The sequence below is a fragment of the Campylobacter concisus UNSWCS genome (assembly GCF_000466685.1).
Taxonomy (GTDB): Bacteria; Campylobacterota; Campylobacteria; order Campylobacterales; family Campylobacteraceae; genus Campylobacter_A; species Campylobacter_A concisus_A.
The window spans coordinates 108,027-126,955 of the sequence record NZ_ANNG01000005.1 but is presented as its reverse complement, the minus strand read 5'-3'; the positions used below and the strand labels follow the sequence as shown (position 1 = coordinate 126,955).

Genomic DNA, 18,929 nt, shown 5'->3' with positions numbered 1-18,929 from the left:
TGTTAAAGGTATATGCTTCTTATCTAACTTGTGGTTTAGCTAATAAAAAAGTTCGCATGACGTTATCTTAATTTTGATGATTGGATAAAAATTAGTTTGTTAGTATGAAATAGGTCTTTGCAAAAAGTACTTATATAATAATGTCAAATTTTTAAGTATAAAATTGGTGATGCTAAATTTTTATCAAATACAAAAGTATAGTAAGTATATTTTAAAAGAGCAGATATTACTATGTGTACGATTAGTAAAAATATGCTATAATGAATGAGCAAGCAGATAAATAGAATTTGTTTTTAAAAATCAAATAATTTTTTTCTAATTAAAAACACATCCATGTCTTGTAAAATTTGATAGACTTTTAAGCATTATAACATTATTTTGCTTTTCTTTATGCTGTGAATATAAAATTTGATATTTAGCACAGGTAGTTTTTTGTTTTTGAGTAGAGCAAAATAGCTCTGCTGAGCATATTTGGTAGCTTAAGATCTATTGCACTTTGTTGGCCACTTGTTAGATGGTTAGTGACAGATAATACTCGTGATAATTTGGATTAAGAGTCTGCGCAAGCGTTATTACTATTTATACAATAATCTTTCTTTTCATGTAGCTATATGTTTAAAATAAAACTACTTGTTTATCTATGATTTGCCAGTTACGATATCTTTTACTAATCCTGAAAGTGCTGTTGTAAAAAAATATACCAGCATTCAAATACTCTTTGTATAAGCAGCTATGGCATTAGTGTAGAGCCGTGTTTTGATCCACAAAAACTATATTTGATATTTTTTTGTCGAAGAGATTGATATAGTTTTAAAGCATCGCAAATATTAGAAAAAAATTTAGCTATACGTAGTAAAATTTTTACAGTAGCTTTAACCAAAAGGAGCGGTCGTGAAAAATTTATTACTTATGTAGCTGAGTGAAGAGCTACCGCATGGTATGCACGTGCCGAGCAAACTTGAGATCTTTATGTGTAGATCGAGGCAAACAGCTTTTATGACAATGCTAACGAACGCAGACGTGGCTTTCTATATTGAAGGAGGCACAGAAATCGTCTTTTTTACGGATGAACTAAAAAATCGCGATAAAATGCTAAAGCATTTGTTTTACGGCAAAGATTGCAAGCTTGCCGCGGATCAAAGCAGCGACTTTGCGTATTTGCGCGCAGTGGCTCGGATGGCTCGATGTGTGCGCTATAGCTGAATAGAGCGGGCAAGACTAAGATCGTGCATATGGGTTCGGGTTTTGACTAAACTATGACCTATATTTTAGCTCATAACTGGTTTGATTTTTGTAGTTGATTGCAATAGGATATGTTGAAATTTGCTGTGACGATAATTTTAGTATGCTACCAAACAGCGAGGGTGGCGATTTTATTGTGCGTCCAAACTTAGAATTTCAGCAGTGGATAAAGGATGTGTTTAAAATTACTATTCCGCAAACAGCGCTTGAGTTCGTTACGCCTGTGCATATAGACGATGAAAATTTAAACGATGAGTTTTTGATCCGAGTAAAACGCATCGCAGAATAAATCTTAATATAAAATTAAATAAATTTGGTTCAAAATAAGTTAAGCGGATTTTCTCTTATCATCTTTAGTAAAAACAGGCGATATCTAAAAACATAAAAATCAGCCTTTGCGTTTTAGCAAGGTAATAAAAATATTCTAACCAAATTTATAAGTACAAAATTTGCTGTATGTAAATTTAACTAGCTCTATTTATCCTACCTTTATAAAATTCTCTTGGTTTTTAAAGAATGGTTTTAGTGCCTCATAGGCTGCTTGGATCTTTTTAAATTTAGCGTTATATTCGTTTTTGATGCTTTCGCTCTTGTTTGAGTGTCTATCTGGGTGGTAAATTTTAGCAAGGGCTAGGTAACTATCTCTTACAGTTTCGAAGCTGTCATTGTTTGAGCAGCCTAAAATTTCAAAATTTTCTTCTAGTAAATTTGCCAAAGCGCTGAAGCGACTTTTAAATTTGGCTGAGTTTTGGATCTTGTAGTTTCTTTTGAACTCTTTAAATTTGACTTCATTGTAGTTAAAATTTACTATAAATTTTAGATGTTCGCGTCTTGAAATGATCTCTTCTATCAAGTCAAAATCGCTATCTTTTTTTATTTTTAGGCTAAATTTATGATTTTTTTCGTCAAATTTAGACTCATTGTCTTTAAAATTTTGCAAAATGTAGCTAGCAAAAGCTCTTGGAGTGTTGTTTAGCGTAAAGATCATCTCGTTGTTAAAAAACTCAATGTCAATGTTACAGATGTTTGTTAGGGCGTTTCTTTGCACTAAAGACAGTTTTATGGTTTTGTATTTTGCAAAGGTTACGTCAAGCTCATTGCCCTGTTTTTCGTAGAGTTTTTTTATAAATTTTAAGAAGCATTTTCGCTGCGGGATCTCGCTCTCTTCGTAAAAAGAGATGATCTTGTCTTTGTTTGCTAGGGTTTTTGTAAAATTTTTACTTATAAGTGCGCGAAGCTCGCAAAAAAGAGCATCGCTATCGGTTAAAATGCTTAAAGATTCTAAAGTTTGGGTTATATTCATGGGTTTCTCCATTCAAAATATCCCCATTTAAAGCAACTAGCGTTCCAAAGTTAAATTTTCCTGATATTGCTATCTTTTGTATATGCCAAAAACTCATCTTTTAGCTTTTGTTCTTTGTGTAAGATTGCCTCCTCTTTTGTGTGAGAAAGAGCCTCTTTTTGCGGCTTTTTAGCCACGCCTTGCTCTTTTGCAAGCTCTTTTTTGATCTCTTTTAGACTATCGAAAAAATCGTTCATTTTTGCTCCTTTTGCACAAAGGATTTTACTAAAAAGGTTATAAATTTAAAATGAATACAATCTCTTTTTAAGGAAAGTTTTGTTAATATTACAACTTAATTTTTCATGTGCGCTCGTAGCTCAGCTGGATAGAGCATTTGATTGCGGTTCAAAAGGTCAGAGATTCGAATTCTCTCGGGCGCACCATCCTTTTTCTCCACAAATTTTATTTTCAGACCACTTTTTAGATTAGTTAAATTTATAAAAAACTCTATTTAGATATAGCCCTTCTGCAGGTGCTGGTATGCGAGTTAGAGCAGGACGTCCATTTAGCGAAGCTTTGATGAGCTCGCTGCCGTCTTTTTGCTTTAGCGCTTTTAACAAATTTGCAACCATGAGCCGCACCTGGCCGCGTAAAAAGCCATTTGCCTTAAAAACGATGATAGTTTGCTCTTTGTATGCGTAGCAAAATGCTTTATAAATTTCTCGCACTGGGCTTTTTGTATCGCTTCCAGTTTTCATATATGCGCTAAAATCATGCTCGCCAATAAAATTACGCAAAATTTCATTTGCTTTTCTGGTATCAAATTTAGGCAAAAACACCTTGTAGTTTGAGCTAAAAACATCAAATTTACCGTGATCTATCACATATCTATACGACCTTGCCACCGCGTCAAATCTTGCTTGAAAGCTATCATCTACCAAATTTATGCGTTTTATGTGAATGCTTGGATGTGCGTGGCGGTTTATAAGATCTTGCAAGCGCTTTAAATTTTTAAAGTGATCGCCGCAAACGACGCTTGAGCTTTGGTTGTTTGCGTGCACGCTTTTGTCGGTGCGCGAGCTAGAGACCACTCTTTCAAAAATGCCGACGTGAGCTAGGACGCGCTCTAACTCATCCTCTACGCCGTTTTCGTGCGGCTGGGTCTGTGAGCCTTGAAATTTCGAGCCATCGTAGCTGTAGATTAGCTGAATTTTCATCAGTATCTTCGTGTGATCTTAGCTTTATAAAGCAAGACGCCAGCTAGTAAAAATACGAAAAATATGAGCGGTATCGCAAGCGCTGGCTTTGATGAAAAGAGCATTATGAGTGTAAAATATCCAAACAAAACGCCAAAAGTGCCCACATAGACCATGCCTTTTTCATATCTATATGTGACGATGCCAAGGCTGATAGCAAAGAGCGTGCTAGCAAGCGGGAAGAGGGCCACTAGGACGTAGGTGCTAAGGTCTTTTCTGCGCTTATCGCTGCTAGCTGCATCCATCCAGTACTCTTTGATGCTGCCAACGTCGCTTATCTCCTCGCTTTGGGCGGTTCTTATCTTCATTGATTTGAAGTTGCTTTGATGATAAATTTCATCTCTTATGTCATACATTTTGCCCTCGTTTAAAGAGAGCTCTACGCTTTGACCCACGTTTATGATCTTTGCGTTTTTGGCGGTTATTAGGCGCTGTGAGTCTTTTACAAAGGGGTTAAACATCACGATATCTTTGTAAGTTGTGCCATTTTTGTCTTCACTTTCGCTGCCCACATAGACCATCCAGTCGGAGAATTTTTGTCCAAACTGGGTTGGCTTTAAATTTAGCTTAGCGACCGTCTTTTTATAGTCGATGAAATTTGCATTTAACTGGGCGGCTATTGGTATCATTACAATGGCAACTACCAGCAAGGCAGCGCTTAAAAGGGCTGAAAAAGCTAAGAAAAATCTTGCGATCTTATTTGGCGAGCCACCAAGTGTGAAGATAACGATACTTTCATTTTCTTTTGATAGCCTAAAAAGTGTCATCGCAAGTGATACGAAAAACGCTATAGGCACGACAAAGAGCAGCACTCGAGGGAGCATAAATGAGTAGAGTTTAAAGAGCTCGCCAAAGCTGATCTCGATATATGAAGTGATACGCGCGATCTGGATAAAAAAGACGATCGACATGATCAAAAAAAGCGTACTAAATAGCGATGCGAACGTGCCTAAAAAGTTAAACAAAAGATATTTATTTACTCTACTCATAAATGAACCTTAAAATTTCTAAAATTTGCCCGTAAAAAGCGTAGGTGACAAGCAGTCCCAAGCTTAAAAATGGCACAAAGGCTAGTTCGTAGCCCTTTTTGCGAACAATCGCATAGACTGGAAGCGTAAGAAGTGCGGCCAGATAGATCGCCACAAGGGCAAATTTAGCTGGTAAAATGGCTCCGATGATCGCTGCGATAAATATGTCGGCACTGCCCATGGCTTCTTTTTTCATCGCATAGCTCACGACAAATCTCAGTGCCCAAAACAAAAGACCAAAGAGGATTAAATTTAAAATTTGAGCAAAATTTCCTTTAAAGATAAAAAGTAGCAGAGCATAGGCAAATGCGAAAAATAGCGCTGCAAAAAGAAGCGCATCTGGCACGGCTTTATACCTCATGTCTATGATGCTAAGGGCTAGTAGCATGATAAAGCAAAGCCCTAAAAATAGCGCATAAAGCAGGGTTTCTACGCTTAAAATTTCGCCGCACTCTTTAAAAAAGCAGATCAGAAAAAGCAATCCAGAGGCTAGCTCAACCAGCGGATAGATAAGGCTTATCTTTTGCTTGCAAAAGGCGCATTTGCCGCCTAAAAATAGCCACGAAAAAAGTGGGATATTGTGATAAAAATTTAGCTTGTGAGAGCATTTTGGGCAGTGAGAGGCTGGGAAATTTATACTTTCACTTCGTGGCAAGCGGTAGATTAGCACATTTGAAAACGACCCCACACAGATGCCAAAAACAAAAGCAAAAACGGCAAAAAAGATGACTAAAATATCCATTATCTCACTAAACCCCGCCAAATCTTCGCTCTATATCTTTAAATTTAGCCACGATGCTTGCAAGCTCATCCTTGCCAAAGTCAGGCCAAAGTGTCGGCGTGAAAAATAGCTCCGCGTAGCTTGCCTGCCAGAGCATGAAATTTGAAAGCCTGCTCTCGCCGCCAGTTCTAATGAGAAGATCCACCGGCTCGCTCTCATCAAGTGCCGCATTTAGGCTCGCTTCATCTATCTCGCAGCCTTTTAAATTTAGTTTTTTCACAGCTCTTATGATCTCATCTTTTGAGCCGTAGTTGATCGCTAAATTTAAAAGTAAATTTGTATTTTCCCTTGTCGCATCTTTGGTGATCTCTATCTCATTTTTTAGCTCGTCATTAAATGGCGAGATGTCGCCGATCGTGTTAAATTTGATCCCATTTTTTATAAAATCATCACGCTTTAAAAGAAGAAATTTCTTAAGCAAATTCATCAAAAAATCAACCTCTTTTTGCGGTCTTTTCCAGTTTTCGGTGCTAAATGCGTAAAGGCTTAAAATTTTCACCCCATTATCAATGCAAAATTCGCACATATCGCTCACCACATTTGCTCCGGCCTCGTGCCCATTTGTCCGCAAAAATCCACGCTTTTTCGCCCAGCGTCCGTTGCCGTCCATGATGATAGCGAGGTGGTTAAGTTTGTTCAATGTCTAGCCTTTAAAGTCAATTATCTGCTCTTTTTTGCTCCAAAGAGCGCTTACGTTTTGCACCATAACTGCGGCGCTGAATTCGCTTTTTAGCAAGCTTGCGACGTTGCTAAATGGAGTTGCGATCTCATATAAATTTTCATCTTTAAATTTAAAAATAAGAGGCGCAAAATTTGAAAATACTAGAAAAATTCCCATCTCATTTCTCTCTTTTTTAAGCTGAAAAATACCGTTTATACCGCTATACGCAAAGGGTATGTGCACGACGTTTTCTTGCAGAGCAAAGAGCATTTTTGCTAGCACTCTCATCTCATCTTTTGTTTTAACTTCACTTAAGTTTTTAAATAAATAGCTATAAAGCCACGATAAATTCTCGTTTTTTACCAAATTTTCTATCAAATTTAGCCCGTCAGCCAAAACGTCCTCATCTAAAATTTTTGGCTTTTCGTATAAATTTTTTATGACGATGTTTTCACCCTGACTATGCACCTCGCCCCAGTATCTTGAGCCCACGTTTAGCTCTTTTACGCTCTTTGTGTTTAAATTTCTATTTGCGAAATTTAAAACGTATCTGTTAAAGCCGACCTTTTGGCTCACCAAAATGCTAAGTGGCAAGGACGAATTTATCGCTACTAGCGGAGCTTGGCTGTTTTTTGCTATCTTTTGGATGCGCGAGATTTGCTCTATCATAAATTTGCTGCTAGCTCCACGATACGCCCTGCGATCTCGTCTTTTGAGGCAAGCGGCAGTAAAATCTCACTATTTTTTGTGATGAAATTTACCTCGTTTTGCTCGCTTGCAAAGCCATTTTTCTCGCCTAAAATATTTAGACAAACCGCATCAAGCCCTTTTTTCTCTAACATCGATCTAGCGCTTTTAAGAGCGCTCTCGCTTGAGATTTCAAGCTTAAAGCCGATCTTTTTACATTTAAATTCTTTTAAGCTTTGCAAGATATCGACATTTCTCTTTAGGCTTAAATTTAAGCTCTCTCCAACGTTCTCTTTTTTTATCTTGCCATCTATCTTTGTCGGTACAAAATCGCTCACCGCGGCGCACATTACAAGTAAATTTGCGCCCTCGCACTCGCTCTTGCAAAGCTCTAAAAGCTCGCTACTTGAGCTAAATTTAAGGCAAAGAAACGGCTCGTTTGCGGTTTCAAAACTAGCAAGCAGTTTTACCTCCGCACCTGCGTAGTAAAAGGCTCTAGCCAAGGCTCTTGCCATCTTGCCACTTGAGAAATTTGTAATGGCTCTTACATCATCTATCTTTTCGGTTGTTGCGCCGCCAGTGATCACCACTTTTTTGCCAGCAAAAAGTGGCCTGCCAAGCCTTTTAATGGCAGCTTCTACTATTGCTTCAGGGCTTGCAAGACCGCCCTTGCCAACGTCGCCGCAAGCTAGAGTTTTAAACACTGGCTCAACCACTAAAGCGCCGTTTTTCTTTAAAATTTCAAGCGAATTTTGCGTCGCAAAATGCTCGATCATATTGTTATTTGCAGCTGGGGCAACGACTAAAGGCACGTGCGAGGCGGCGATTAGCGTTTGCATAAAGACATTGTCGCAGATGCCAGCTGTTAGCTTATTTATCGTATTTACCGAGGCAGGTGCGATGAGGACTAGATCCATTTTAGAGTAGGCTATGTGATTTACGCCGTCTTGCCAGTTTTGCGTTTGTGAGCTTAAAATTTTATGCTCGCTTAGCGCCTCAAATCCGCTTACACTGCAAAATTCAAGCGCTCCGTCACTTAAAGCCACATAAACATCTGCACCTTGCTTTTTAAGTAGTGATAAAATTTCGAATGCCTTATAAAAGGCGATACTGCCGCAAACGGCAAGTAAAATTTTCTTATTTTTTAACATCGTCTTTGCCAAAAAATTTCTCAAAAAAGCCGCTTTTATTCTCTTGACGACCTCTGCTAATAGCTAGAGCGCCGCTCTCAACGTCTTTTGTGATGGTGCTTCCTGCTGCGATGATGACGTTATCAGCGATATTAACAGGGGCAACTAGCTGCGTATCTGAGCCAACAAAGACGTTTTTGCCGATCTTTGTTTTGTATTTTGCCTTGCCGTCGTAGTTGCATGTGATCGTGCCACAACCGATGTTTGTGCCACTTTCTATCTCGCAGTCGCCAAGATAGCTCAAATGTCCAGCTTTTACGCCATTTAAAACGCCTTTTTTAACCTCGACGAAATTTCCTATGTGCGTATCAGAGATTTCAGAATTTGGCCTGATGTGAGCTAGTGGGCCGATGTCTGAGTTTTTGATGATGCTACTTTCTATCACTGATGAGCTTTTGATTATGCTCTCAGTGATGACGCACTCGCCAAGTATGCTTACGTTTTCTTCGAGCACGCACTCGCCTTCAAATTTAGCCCTGCTATCTATGAAAATGCTCTCAGGCATGCGCATCAAAACGCCAGCTTTCATCAAATTTTGCTTTATCTCATCTTGCATTATTTTTTCAGCGATGCTTAGCTGAAATTTATCATTTATGCCCATGAAATTTTGCTCATTAACATTTACTGCAACGCACTTTAAGCCCTTTTCATTTGCTATTTTTATGGCGTCAGTTAAGTAGTACTCTTTTTGTGCGTTTTGGTTGTTTATGAGCGGTAAAATTTGCTCTAGCGCCTCGCTTTTAAAGCAGTAGCAGCCAGCATTTACGCTCTTTATGGCAAGTTGAGCTTCGCTCGCATCTTTTTGCTCGACGATGGCCTCAACTTTGCCGTTTTTTATGATAACTCTGCCATAGCCAAAAGGATTTGCCGCTTCAAATGAGCTCATAACCACGTCAGCTTCAGCGTTTGCTAGGCGCATAAGATCAGTTGATCTAACAAGTGGCATGTCGCCACAAGTGACAAGCACCTTTTCACCGCTTAAATTTACGCCTTTTATCGCGCCAGCAGTGCCTGGGAAATTTGCTAGATCTTGCTCGAAAATTTTAGTTTGAGGGAAAATTTCTTTTATCTTTTTGCTAATTAAATCTTTTTCGTAGTGAAGCACGACGCTAACGTTATTTGTGATCGCATAGGCTTGCTTTAAGATGTGAATGATCATTGGCTCGCCACATAGCTCAAATAGGACTTTTGGGCGTTTTGATTTCATTCTGGTACCAAGACCAGCAGCTAGGATTATGATTGAAGTATTATTGTTCATTTTTAAGCCTTTTAACGTTAAAAATTTCGCAGATTGTAGCAAAAAATGGCAAACATTTTTTTTAATTTAACGATTGTTTCAACAAAAAGCTAATAAAATAGCAATTCTTAAGAATTTATAAATAAAGCGAGTTTAAATGGATTTAGGAACCGTCGTCGGCTGGGTTTTGACCCTGGTGCTTTTGTTTGGATCAATGGCGATAGGCGTTGGTATAGGACCATATATCGATATCCCTTCTGTGATGATCGTTTTTGGTGGTACTATCGGCGTTATGATGGTTGGCTTCAAGATGGAGACGCTTAAAGGTGTCGGTAAATTTTATGGTGTCGCTGTTAAGCCATCAGTTGTTGTAAATTTACCTGAGACTATAAAAAAGGTAGTTGATTACTCAACCAAAGCTAGGCGAGATGGCATCTTAGCACTTGAGAGCGAAGTAAATAACGAATCAAATCAGTTTTTAAAAAAAGGTCTTTCAATGGCGGTAGATGGCAATGAGCCAGATGCGATCAGAGCACTTTTGGAGATCGATATCGATCAGACTAGCACAAGGCATGCAAACAACATCAAAATTTTCGAGCAAGTCGGTGGTTTTGCAGGTGCGATGGGTATGATCGGTACGCTTATCGGTCTTGTTGCGATGCTTCTTAATATGGCTGATCCTAGTGCGATCGGTCCATCTATGGCGGTTGCTTTGCTTACGACACTTTATGGCTCAATGATAGGCAACATCATCGGCGCACCTGTTGCAAATATCCTCTCGATCCGCGATGCTGATGAGGCACTTGAGAAGCAAGTTATTTTAGAGGGTATCATGGCGATACAAGCAGGGGATAACCCAAGAACGCTTGAAGCTAAGCTTTTAGCATTTTTACCTCCAAAAGATAGAAAAAGTCAGTTTGAATAATGGGTAAGTTAATAAAACCAGAAGAGTGCCCGAAGTGCATGCCTGAGTGGCTAGCGTCATTTGGTGACCTTATGTCGCTCCTGCTTTGCTTCTTCGTTTTGCTCCTTTCTATGGCGACGATGGATGCTAAAAAGATGGAGGCTGCTGTTGGCTCGCTAGCTGGTGCGCTAAGCGTGCTAGAGGGTGGCGCAAGACCAGATAGTCAGGTAGAAAAAGAGACAGATCCTGAAAATAAGCGCATACCAAAACCAAATGCTCAAAAAGGTGCTCAAAACGAGATGAGTGCAACTGTTAAAAAGATAAATGAGCTACTAACGGCTAGTGGGGCACCTGAGATCACGATGGAGGAGAGCGAGGATGGCTTTATCGTGAGACTTCCAGCTGCGATGCTTTTTGACAAAGATAGTGCTGAAATTTCTGGCGAGGATGCGAAACTCTTTTTAAAGCGAATAGGCATGATAATAGCCAAAATGCCAAATGAGGTAAAAACAGATATCATCGGATACACTGATAATACAAATCCAAGCAAAGACTCTATATATAAAAACAACTGGCAGCTCTCTACTGCAAGGGCGCTAAGCGTGCTTGAAGAGCTAGTTAGCGATGGCGTGCCACAAGAGAGGCTTATCACTTCTGGCAGAGCCTCTTTCGATCCGATCGCTAGCAACAGCACAGACGAGGGCAGAGCTAAAAACAATAGAGTGGAAATCCACTTCGTTTCGCTCGAGCCAAAAAATAAAGAGGCTACTAAGAAAAGTATCCTTGATACGAGGAATTAGTCGTGAAAGCACTGCTTAGCTTAGCGGTTTTGTTTTGTGTGGTTTTTGGCGCTGATCCTGCGCTACCAACTATAAATTTAAGCCTAAATTCACCGCAAAATGCCGAGCAGCTTGTAAATTCACTAAATGTTTTACTAATCCTTACTGCACTAGCACTCGCTCCTTCACTCATATTTATGATGACTAGCTTTTTGCGCCTTGTCATTGTATTTTCATTTTTGCGTCAAGCGATGGGCACGCAGCAAGTGCCACCTTCAACGGTGCTTATCTCGCTTGCGATGGTGCTTACATTTTTCATCATGGAGCCAGTTGGTCAAAGAAGCTACGATGAGGGCATAAAGCCTTATATAGCCGAGCAGATAGGCTATGAGGAGATGCTTGATAAGAGTTTAAAGCCATTTAAAGAATTTATGGTTAAAAACACTAGAGAAAAAGATCTTGCGCTATTTTTTAGGATAAGAAATTTGCAAAATCCAGCAAATATCGAGGATATCCCGCTAAGCATCGCGATGTCAGCCTTTATGATAAGTGAGCTAAAGACATCGTTTGAGATAGCATTTTTGCTTTACCTGCCATTTTTGGTTATCGACATGGTCGTAAGCTCCGTTTTGATGGCGATGGGTATGATGATGCTCCCTCCTGTCATGATCTCGCTGCCATTTAAGCTACTCATCTTCGTGCTGGTAGACGGCTGGAATTTGCTAATAGGAAATTTAGTAAAGAGCTTTCACTGATGAAAAAAATTTTATTAGCACTTTTGCCTTTGACGCTATTTGGATCAAATTTAAGCGAGATAGCAAACAAGGCCACTCAAAACGAAATTTCAAAGATCAAAGAGCTTGATCTAAAAAGAGCAAATTTAAATGACGAAGCGACATCAAGCGCCTATTTACCAAGCTTTAGCTTAGAGGGCTCATACGGCAAAAACGCAAGCACCTTCCCAAGCATAGTCGCCAAAGAGTCAGCTGGCGTGCTGGCAAGGATTGATTTTTTACTATATGATGGTGGAGCTAGAGAAGCTAGGCTAAAGATGAGCCAGCTTTTAAAAAATAAAGCCGCCATCGCAAGCGATGAAGCCAAAAACTACCTTACATTTAAGGCTGTAAATTTATACTTTAACGCCTGCGCACTTGAAAATATAATAGCCGCCAAAAAGGCTCAGGCAAATTTCTTAAAAGGCGTTTTAGACAAGCTTGAAAAGGCAAATAAAGCAGGTCTTGCCCCAAAAGATGAGCTAGAAAATGTGCGGGCAAAATACCACTTGGCAAACAGCACGCAGCTTGAATACAAAAACAAAATGGAGCAAATTTTAAATGAGATAAATTTGCTAACAGGCGAGCAAATTTCGCCACTTAGCGGGGCAAAAATGGCTGAGATTAGCTCAAATTTAGCTTCAAAAAATGCCGAGCTTGACAGGCTAAATCAAGATATATCTTTAAACGAAGCTAAGCTTAGCGAGACAAGAGCTGGCTTTTTGCCTCAAATAATGCTTTATGACACCTATGGATTTTACAAAAATAACTACGACATCGACCTTGGCAGGTATAGCGCTTACCGCCCATATCTTGATAAATATCTAAAAGAGGATACGCAGGGCAATAAATTTGGCGTTAGCTTTAGGTGGAAAATTTTTGACTTTTTTGCCACTACCAAGATGAGCCAAGCTAGTAAGATCGCGCTTGATGAAGCGAGGCTAAATTTAGAGTATAAAAAGCGTGAAAATGAGACTAAACTTAAAAATTTACAAAACGAGATCGCAACTCTTAGCTCAAAGATCGCTTCGCTAAATGAGTATGTAAAAGCAAGCGATCTTGCGCTTAGAGCGAGCTATGAAAAATATAACTCTGGGCTTTTAGGATATAGCGACCTGCTTGAAGCACTCTCTCAGAAATTTGATGCCATTAGCCTTTTTGAAGGGGCGAAAGACGAGCTAGAGATAAAAAAGGCGGAGTATTTTTTTGAGAGCGGGGAGAGCATTTTAGAGAGGATTAGGGATTGAAAAAGCTGATAATTTTAATGATATTTTGCATCTTTTCATTTGCAGCAGAAGAGATTTTTGCTGATTTTGAAGTCTATGCTAAGCAAAGCTCAAAGCTTGCATTTGAGAGCAGTGGCAAGGTGGATAAAATTTTTGTAGATGTCTCAAGCCACGTTAAAAAGGGCGACACTTTAGCTAGCCTTGATCAAACAAGCCTTGAGATCGCTCTAAAAAAGGCAAAAAACGACCTAGCGCTTGCCAAAAATGCCAAAGAATTTGCTAAAAGCACCTTTAATAAATTTAGCCAAGTAAAGGATGTCACTTCAAAGCAGGAATTTGATGAGGTAAAGTATAAATTTGACGAGGCAGCTCTTAGGGTGCAAGCGGCTGAGATCGCCATTTTAAATGCAGATGATCATCTTAAAAAGGCTGTTTTAAAAGCTCCTTTTGATGGCGTCATAGCTAGTAAAAATGTCGAGCTTGGCGAGAGTGCTTCGCCGCTTCAGCCAGCCTTTGTCTTAAACTCTGAGGAGGTTAAAATTTTAATAGCGATTGACGAAAAATATGCAAATTTAGTAAAAGTTGGCGACATTTTTAAATTTAGGCTTGATGCAACAAACGAGGAAAAAGAGGTAAAAATCGCGCTAATTTACCCAGAAATTAAACGAGAGACCAGGAAATTTTACGCCGAAGCTTACGATATGGGGATGAAGCCAGGCATGTTTGGTCAAGGAAAAGTGATAATCGGCGAAAATAAATGATAAAAACAGCCATCAACCGCCCTATAACTACGCTTATGATATTTTTAAGCCTCGTTGTCTTTGGCATCTACTCGCTAAAGACGATGAATGTAAATTTATACCCGCAAGTAAATATCCCAATCGTTAAGATCACGACCTACGCAAATGGCGATATGAACTACATCAAGACAAAGATCACGCAAAAGATCGAGGACGAGGTCTCAAGCATCGAGGGGATAAAAAAGCTTTACTCAACCAGCTTTGACAACCTAAGCGTGGTAAGCATCGAATTTGAGCTAAACAAAGACCTAGAGAGCGCTACAAACGACGTCCGCGACAAGATGCAAAAGGCAAGGTTAAACGCAAACTACGAGATAGAAAAGCTAAATGGCCTCTCTTCAGCCGTCTTTAGCCTCTTTATTACAAGGCTTGATGGCAACGAAACTAAGCTCATGCAAGAGATAGATGATGTGGCAAAGCCATTTTTAGAGCGCATTAGCGGCGTCTCAAAGGTCAAGACAAATGGCTTTTTAGAGCCAGCGGTGAAAATTTTGCTAGATAGATTTAAGCTTGATAAGACCGCCCTTAGCGCAAACGAAGTGGCAAATTTGATAAAGGTTGAAAATTTAAAAGCACCGCTTGGCAAGATAGAAAATGAAAAAATCCAAATGGCGATCAAGTCAAATTTCAGTGCCAAAAGTATAGATGAGATAAGAAATTTAACGATCAAACAAGGGGTCTTTTTAAAAGATATCGCAAGTGTTGATCTCGCTTACAAAGACGCAAACGAAGCAGCGATAATGGATAAAAAAAGTGGCGTCTTGCTTGGTCTTGAGCTAGCTCCAGACGCAAATGCTCTAACTGTGATCGCTCTAGCTAAGTCAAAGCTAGATCAGTTTAAAAGCCTACTTGGCAGCGAATACGACGTAAAAGTAGCCTATGATAAGAGCGAAGTGATACAAAAGCACATCGATCAAACCGCCTTTGATATGATCCTAGGCGTCTTGCTGACCATCGTGATCGTCTATCTGTTTTTAAGAAATTTCTCGATCACCATCATCTCAGTCGTAGCGATACCAACTAGCATCGTAGCGACATTTTTCATCATAAATGCCCTAGGCTACGACATAAACCGCCTAAGCCTCATAGCGCTCACACTTGGCATCGGAATTTTCATCGACGATGCGATAGTTGTCACTGAAAATATCGCTAGCAAGCTAAAAGATGAGCCAAATGCCCTAAAAGCAAGCTTTGCAGGTATAAAAGAGATAGCATTTAGCGTCTTTGCGATCTCGCTCGTGCTACTTTGCGTCTTTGTGCCTATTGCCTTTATGAGCGGCATCGTTGGCAAATACTTTAACTCCTTTGCGATGAGCGTAGCAGCTGGCATCGTCATCTCGTTTTTCGTGAGCATTTTTCTTGTGCCAACGCTAAGTGCTAGGTTTGTAAATGCCAAAGAAAGCAGCTTTTTTCTAAAGAGTGAGCCCTTTTTTGAGGCGCTTGAAAATGGCTATGAGAAGCTTTTGTCCTTAGCGCTTAAATTTAAGCTCATATTTTTAGCCATAACGCTTGTGGTCGTTGTTTGCTCGTTTGGGCTGGCTAAATTTGTAGGCGGCGACTTCATGCCAAGCGAGGATAACTCGGAGTTTAACATCTACTTTAAGCTTGATCCTTCACTTAGCCTGCAAGCTAGCAAAGAGAGGTTAAAAGATAAAATTTCACTCATAAATGCCGATCCTCAGGTAGCTTACGCTTACTTCATCCTTGGCTACACAGATGCCAAGCAGCCTTATCTTGTAAAAGCTTACGTTAGGCTAAAGGAGCTAAAAGATAGAGCTAATCACGAGCGGCAAAACGCTATCATGCAGAGGTTTCGCGACAAGCTAAAAAGTGATGATATGAGTGTCATCGTAGCTGATCTTCCGGTGGTTGAAGGTGGCGATGTGCAGCCAGTTAAGCTTACTATCACCTCTGAGAATGGCAAAGAGTTAGAGAAATTTGTGCCAAAGATCAGCAAGATGCTAAAAGAGATAAATGACGCAACGGACGTAAATTCGCCTGAAGAAGATCTGCTAAAACGCGTGCAAATTTCTATCGATGAAGATAAGGCAAAAAGGCTAAATTTAGACAAAGCTAGCGTTGCAAGCGCCGTTTATAGCGCATTTAGCCAGAACGAGGTCTCTGTTTTTGAAAATGAAAATGGCAAAGAGTATGAGCTTTACATGCGCCTTGATGATAAATTTAGAAGCGATACAGATGATATCTTAAAGACCAAGATAAGAAGCAATGAGGGCTTTTTTGTCACACTTGGCGATGTGGCGACGATTAGTTTTGAGCAAAAGCCAGCTAGTATTTCAAGGTTTAATAGAGCCGATGAGATCAAATTTCTAGCAAATACCAAAAACAATGCTCCGCTAAATAGCGTGGCAAATGAAATTTCAAAGAAGCTTGATGAAATTTTGCCAGCAAATTTCAAGTATAAATTTCTTGGATTTGTCGAGCTCATGGATGATACAAACGCTTCGTTTATCTTTACGGTGAGTGCGAGCGCGGTGCTTATTTATATGGTGCTAGCCGCACTTTATGAGAGCTTTTTGCTGCCATTTCTCATCATGCTTGCCATGCCACTTGCCTTTTGTGGCGTGGTGATTGGCCTTTTTATAAGCGGCAATCCATTTAGCTTATTTGTCATGGTTGGCGTCATCTTGCTCTTTGGCATGGTAGGTAAAAACGCCATTTTGGTGGTTGATTTTGCAAACCACTTTGCAAATAGCGGCATGGAGGCAAACGAAGCTGTGAAAATGGCTGCTAAAAAGCGACTAAGGGCTGTTTTGATGACCACTTTTGCCATGATATTTGCTATGCTGCCTCTTGCTCTTAGCAGGGGTGCTGGCTATGAGGCCAACTCGCCTATGGCTATAAGTATCATCTTTGGGCTCATTAGCTCGACTTTGCTAAGCTTGCTTGTCGTGCCAGTGCTTTTTGCATGGGTCTATAATCTTGATAAATTTATAAGAAAATTTTATGAAAGGGAGAGAATTTGAAGAAGATTTTGGCTGTTTTGCTCTTTGCTTTGCCTCTTTGGGCTGGAAATTTACTAGAGATCATCGCTCTGGCGCAAAGTGCGAAGCTTGAAAGTTTGAAAGAATTTAATAAAAATGAATATATAAATAAAAATAAGAGTAACAAGCTAAATTTATCCCTTGATGGCAGATATACCTTTGTGCCTGATGAGCTAAAGGGCGGATATATGACAAAGGCTGGATCGATCACGGCAAAGGTCGAGTATCTCATCTTTGACGGGGGTGCTAGCGAGGCTTCGGATAAGATTTTAGACCACAAGGGCGTGGAGAAAATTTACAAGGACGAAGAGCTGATGAATTTAACCGCTTTTCAGGTCGCAAAGGTCTATTTTAACGCTGTTGCACTAAATTCGCTGATAAATTTAGAGACAAAATTTGTAGATAGCTTTGCCAAGGCTGCGGCTGAAAATGAGTTTTGGCTTGAGTATGGCGAGATAGATAAGAGCGAATTTGATGCGATAAATTTCACTCTTAATAAAAAAAGAGCTGAGTTAGACGAGCTTGGACTTAAGCTAGCGGAGCTAAACTCAAGGATAAATTTACTCTCAAACGGCGAGATCGGCTTTAATGCTGGCTCAAAGATAGTGATGCCTGATTTTAGCAAAGATGATCTAAGTGCCAAGCTTGGGGCGATGGAGCAAGAAAAATATATAAAAGAGCAAGAAAATGAGAAGCAAAAGAGCAAATTTGCCCCAAAAATTTACTTAAAAGATACGCAAAGTGTGAATAATAACAGCTTTAAAAAAGGTGAGAGGACGACTTCGCAGATGGCTGAGGCATACGCTGATGCGAACAGGCCTAGAGTGGAGTTTGAGTGGAAGCTGCCAGATAGCCTAAGCCTTAGCAAGCAAAGCCAAACTAAGCGCATAGAGGAGCAAAAGGCCGCGCTTGATCTAAGCGACGAAGAAAATAGGATAATAGCTAGGCTAAAGGATCTAAGAGGCGTGATAGAGGGCCTAGGCGCTAGGCTAAATTTAGACTCACTTAAGCAAGATAGCCTTGATAGCGACTTTAATGACCTGCTAAATGGCTATCTTAGTGGCAAGGTAAAATTTGAGCAGTTTTTGTTTGTGAGCGAGAAAAATTTTAGCGACAGGGCAAATTTCATCCTAAATGGCGATTTGCTCGAGCTAAACAAGCTTGAATACTTTTTTGAATGCGCAAGAAATATAAATGAGGTGGTGATAGAATGAATAAACTGATCTTTGTGACCATTTTGTGGGCGTTTAGCTTTAGTTTGATAGGCGAGTTTTTGGCGGGCAAAGTTGATAGCTACCTAGCTGTTTTTGTTCGTGTGACGCTTGCAAGTTTGGTCTTTTTACCATTTACGAAATTTCGAGGCGTCAGCCCCAAGCTAGCCCTTGGCATAATGGCGATCGGAGCGGTGCAAATAGGGCTAATGTATCTTTGCTACTACAACTCGTTTTTGTATCTAAGCGTGCCAGAAGTCGCGCTTTTTACCATTTTTACGCCGTTTTACGTCACACTCATATATGACGCATTTAGCTTTAAATTTAGGCCGCTTTATCTCTTTAGCGTTGGCGTAGCGGTCTTTGGCGCGCTTATCATCAAGTATGGTGCGATAAACGAAGGCGCGATAAAGGGCTTTTTGCTAGTGCAAGGGGCAAACATCTGCTTTGGAGCAGGGCAGAGTGCGTATAAGGCGCTTTTGGAGAGGTTTGACGTGGATCAAAAAAAGGTCTTTGGCTACTTTCACTTTGGAGCGTTTTTTGTAGCAGTCATCGCTCTCGTAACACTTGGCAATCCAGCTAAATTTCACGTTGATCTAACCCAAACTTTGGTGCTTTTGTGGCTTGGAGCGGTTGCTAGCGGGGTTGGCTATTTTATGTGGAACAAAGGCGCTTGCGAGGTCGATAGCGGCGTGCTTGCCATCATGAACAACGCCCTCATACCAGCTGCTATCATCGTAAATTTAGTCTTTTGGCAAAAGGACACTAATCTAACAAGGCTTATTTTAGGCGCTGTAATAATGTATATCTCGCTGTTAATTCACAATAGAGTGATGAAATTTTACGGCGTAAAGACCGCATGAGGTTAAA

18 protein-coding genes and 1 tRNA gene are annotated in these 18,929 nt (G+C 40.0%); 10 read left to right on the top strand and 9 right to left on the bottom strand.

Annotated features, from left to right (window positions below):
• Positions 1-1,297 precede the first annotated feature (1,297 nt).
• Positions 1,298-1,531, top strand: a complete 234-nt coding sequence (locus UNSWCS_RS12450; RefSeq protein ID WP_235044376.1) for a hypothetical protein — start codon at positions 1,298-1,300, stop codon at positions 1,529-1,531.
• 189 nt (positions 1,532-1,720) lie between these two features.
• Here the strand turns inward: UNSWCS_RS12450 and UNSWCS_RS01420 are convergent, their stop codons facing one another.
• Both UNSWCS_RS01420 and UNSWCS_RS01415 read right to left on the bottom strand, forming a co-directional pair.
• The gene (locus UNSWCS_RS01420) at positions 1,721-2,545 is read right to left on the bottom strand and encodes an adenylosuccinate lyase (protein WP_021086944.1); all 825 of its coding nucleotides are present in this window, start codon (positions 2,543-2,545) and stop codon (positions 1,721-1,723) included.
• Positions 2,546-2,595: 50 nt separating this feature from the next.
• Positions 2,596-2,781 carry a hypothetical protein gene (locus tag UNSWCS_RS01415; RefSeq protein WP_021086974.1) on the bottom strand — a complete coding sequence of 62 codons (186 nt, stop codon included), beginning with the start codon at positions 2,779-2,781 and terminating at the stop codon, positions 2,596-2,598.
• A gap of 109 nt (positions 2,782-2,890) precedes the next feature.
• Between UNSWCS_RS01415 and UNSWCS_RS01410 the strand changes: the two genes are divergently transcribed.
• Positions 2,891-2,967, top strand: a tRNA-Arg gene (locus UNSWCS_RS01410).
• A gap of 42 nt (positions 2,968-3,009) precedes the next feature.
• Here the strand turns inward: UNSWCS_RS01410 and truA are convergent.
• From truA to glmU, 7 genes are read right to left on the bottom strand one after another with little or no spacing between them, the layout of a single operon-like run.
• Entirely contained in the window at positions 3,010-3,741 is a 732-nt protein-coding gene (gene truA / locus UNSWCS_RS01405; RefSeq protein ID WP_021086895.1) for a tRNA pseudouridine(38-40) synthase TruA, read from the bottom strand.
• On the bottom strand, positions 3,741-4,769 hold the full coding sequence (locus UNSWCS_RS01400) for an LptF/LptG family permease (protein WP_021086950.1): 1,029 nt from the start codon (positions 4,767-4,769) through the stop codon (positions 3,741-3,743). The genes truA and UNSWCS_RS01400 overlap by 1 nt, the downstream gene beginning before the upstream one ends.
• Positions 4,762-5,550 carry a prepilin peptidase gene (locus UNSWCS_RS01395; protein WP_021086928.1) on the bottom strand — a complete coding sequence of 263 codons (789 nt, stop codon included), beginning with the start codon at positions 5,548-5,550 and terminating at the stop codon, positions 4,762-4,764. The genes UNSWCS_RS01400 and UNSWCS_RS01395 overlap by 8 nt, the downstream gene beginning before the upstream one ends.
• Positions 5,551-5,557: 7 nt before the next feature.
• Positions 5,558-6,229, bottom strand: coding sequence for a polyprenyl diphosphate synthase (gene uppS, locus UNSWCS_RS01390; RefSeq protein WP_021086924.1), 672 nt, complete (start codon positions 6,227-6,229; stop codon positions 5,558-5,560).
• A gap of 3 nt (positions 6,230-6,232) precedes the next feature.
• Positions 6,233-6,919, bottom strand: a complete 687-nt coding sequence (locus UNSWCS_RS01385; protein WP_021086892.1) for a hypothetical protein — start codon at positions 6,917-6,919, stop codon at positions 6,233-6,235.
• Positions 6,916-8,088 (bottom strand): bifunctional phosphopantothenoylcysteine decarboxylase/phosphopantothenate--cysteine ligase CoaBC, encoded by a 1,173-nt coding sequence (gene coaBC / locus UNSWCS_RS01380; RefSeq protein WP_021086980.1) that lies wholly within the window; start codon positions 8,086-8,088, stop codon positions 6,916-6,918. The genes UNSWCS_RS01385 and coaBC overlap by 4 nt, the downstream gene beginning before the upstream one ends.
• On the bottom strand, positions 8,075-9,385 hold the full coding sequence (gene glmU, locus UNSWCS_RS01375) for a bifunctional UDP-N-acetylglucosamine diphosphorylase/glucosamine-1-phosphate N-acetyltransferase GlmU (RefSeq protein ID WP_021086967.1): 1,311 nt from the start codon (positions 9,383-9,385) through the stop codon (positions 8,075-8,077). The genes coaBC and glmU overlap by 14 nt, the downstream gene beginning before the upstream one ends.
• 136 nt (positions 9,386-9,521) lie before the next feature.
• Between glmU and UNSWCS_RS01370 the strand changes: the two genes are divergently transcribed.
• The 8 genes from UNSWCS_RS01370 to UNSWCS_RS01335 are packed head-to-tail and all read left to right on the top strand — an operon-like array spanning position 9,522 to position 18,922.
• Positions 9,522-10,289 carry a motility protein A gene (locus tag UNSWCS_RS01370; protein WP_021086932.1) on the top strand — a complete coding sequence of 256 codons (768 nt, stop codon included), beginning with the start codon at positions 9,522-9,524 and terminating at the stop codon, positions 10,287-10,289.
• Positions 10,289-11,068, top strand: a complete 780-nt coding sequence (locus tag UNSWCS_RS01365; protein WP_021093050.1) for a flagellar motor protein MotB — start codon at positions 10,289-10,291, stop codon at positions 11,066-11,068. Before UNSWCS_RS01370 ends, UNSWCS_RS01365 begins: the two co-directional genes overlap by 1 nt.
• Before the next feature lie 11 nt (positions 11,069-11,079).
• Positions 11,080-11,802, top strand: a complete 723-nt coding sequence (gene fliP, locus UNSWCS_RS01360) for a flagellar type III secretion system pore protein FliP (RefSeq protein ID WP_196779718.1) — start codon at positions 11,080-11,082, stop codon at positions 11,800-11,802.
• Positions 11,802-13,067, top strand: coding sequence for a TolC family protein (locus UNSWCS_RS01355; protein WP_021086947.1), 1,266 nt, complete (start codon positions 11,802-11,804; stop codon positions 13,065-13,067). The genes fliP and UNSWCS_RS01355 overlap by 1 nt, the downstream gene beginning before the upstream one ends.
• Positions 13,064-13,807 (top strand): efflux RND transporter periplasmic adaptor subunit, encoded by a 744-nt coding sequence (locus UNSWCS_RS01350; protein ID WP_021086975.1) that lies wholly within the window; start codon positions 13,064-13,066, stop codon positions 13,805-13,807. Before UNSWCS_RS01355 ends, UNSWCS_RS01350 begins: the two co-directional genes overlap by 4 nt.
• Positions 13,804-16,830: an efflux RND transporter permease subunit gene (locus tag UNSWCS_RS01345; RefSeq protein ID WP_021086899.1), complete on the top strand. Its 3,027-nt coding sequence runs from the start codon at positions 13,804-13,806 to the stop codon at positions 16,828-16,830. Before UNSWCS_RS01350 ends, UNSWCS_RS01345 begins: the two co-directional genes overlap by 4 nt.
• Positions 16,827-18,062 (top strand): TolC family protein, encoded by a 1,236-nt coding sequence (locus tag UNSWCS_RS01340; RefSeq protein ID WP_021086985.1) that lies wholly within the window; start codon positions 16,827-16,829, stop codon positions 18,060-18,062. The genes UNSWCS_RS01345 and UNSWCS_RS01340 overlap by 4 nt, the downstream gene beginning before the upstream one ends.
• The gene (locus UNSWCS_RS01335; RefSeq protein ID WP_021086955.1) at positions 18,059-18,922 is read left to right on the top strand and encodes an EamA family transporter; all 864 of its coding nucleotides are present in this window, start codon (positions 18,059-18,061) and stop codon (positions 18,920-18,922) included. The genes UNSWCS_RS01340 and UNSWCS_RS01335 overlap by 4 nt, the downstream gene beginning before the upstream one ends.
• Positions 18,923-18,929 lie beyond the last annotated feature (7 nt).

Bases quoted from the DNA above. Each gene is read 5' to 3' on its own strand.
- UNSWCS_RS01420 (WP_021086944.1), bottom strand. From the start codon at position 2,545: ATGAATATAACCCAAACTTTAGAATCTTTAAGCATTTTAACCGATAGC.
- UNSWCS_RS01415 (WP_021086974.1), bottom strand. From the start codon at position 2,781: ATGAACGATTTTTTCGATAGTCTAAAAGAGATCAAAAAAGAGCTTGCA.
- truA (WP_021086895.1), bottom strand. From the start codon at position 3,741: ATGAAAATTCAGCTAATCTACAGCTACGATGGCTCGAAATTTCAAGGC.
- UNSWCS_RS01400 (WP_021086950.1), bottom strand. From the start codon at position 4,769: ATGAGTAGAGTAAATAAATATCTTTTGTTTAACTTTTTAGGCACGTTC.
- UNSWCS_RS01395 (WP_021086928.1), bottom strand. From the start codon at position 5,550: ATGGATATTTTAGTCATCTTTTTTGCCGTTTTTGCTTTTGTTTTTGGC.
- UNSWCS_RS01385 (WP_021086892.1), bottom strand. From the start codon at position 6,919: ATGATAGAGCAAATCTCGCGCATCCAAAAGATAGCAAAAAACAGCCAA.
- coaBC (WP_021086980.1), bottom strand. From the start codon at position 8,088: ATGTTAAAAAATAAGAAAATTTTACTTGCCGTTTGCGGCAGTATCGCC.
- glmU (WP_021086967.1), bottom strand. From the start codon at position 9,385: ATGAACAATAATACTTCAATCATAATCCTAGCTGCTGGTCTTGGTACC.
- UNSWCS_RS01370 (WP_021086932.1), top strand. From the start codon at position 9,522: ATGGATTTAGGAACCGTCGTCGGCTGGGTTTTGACCCTGGTGCTTTTG.
- UNSWCS_RS01365 (WP_021093050.1), top strand. From the start codon at position 10,289: ATGGGTAAGTTAATAAAACCAGAAGAGTGCCCGAAGTGCATGCCTGAG.
- UNSWCS_RS01355 (WP_021086947.1), top strand. From the start codon at position 11,802: ATGAAAAAAATTTTATTAGCACTTTTGCCTTTGACGCTATTTGGATCA.
- UNSWCS_RS01345 (WP_021086899.1), top strand. From the start codon at position 13,804: ATGATAAAAACAGCCATCAACCGCCCTATAACTACGCTTATGATATTT.
- UNSWCS_RS01335 (WP_021086955.1), top strand. From the start codon at position 18,059: ATGAATAAACTGATCTTTGTGACCATTTTGTGGGCGTTTAGCTTTAGT.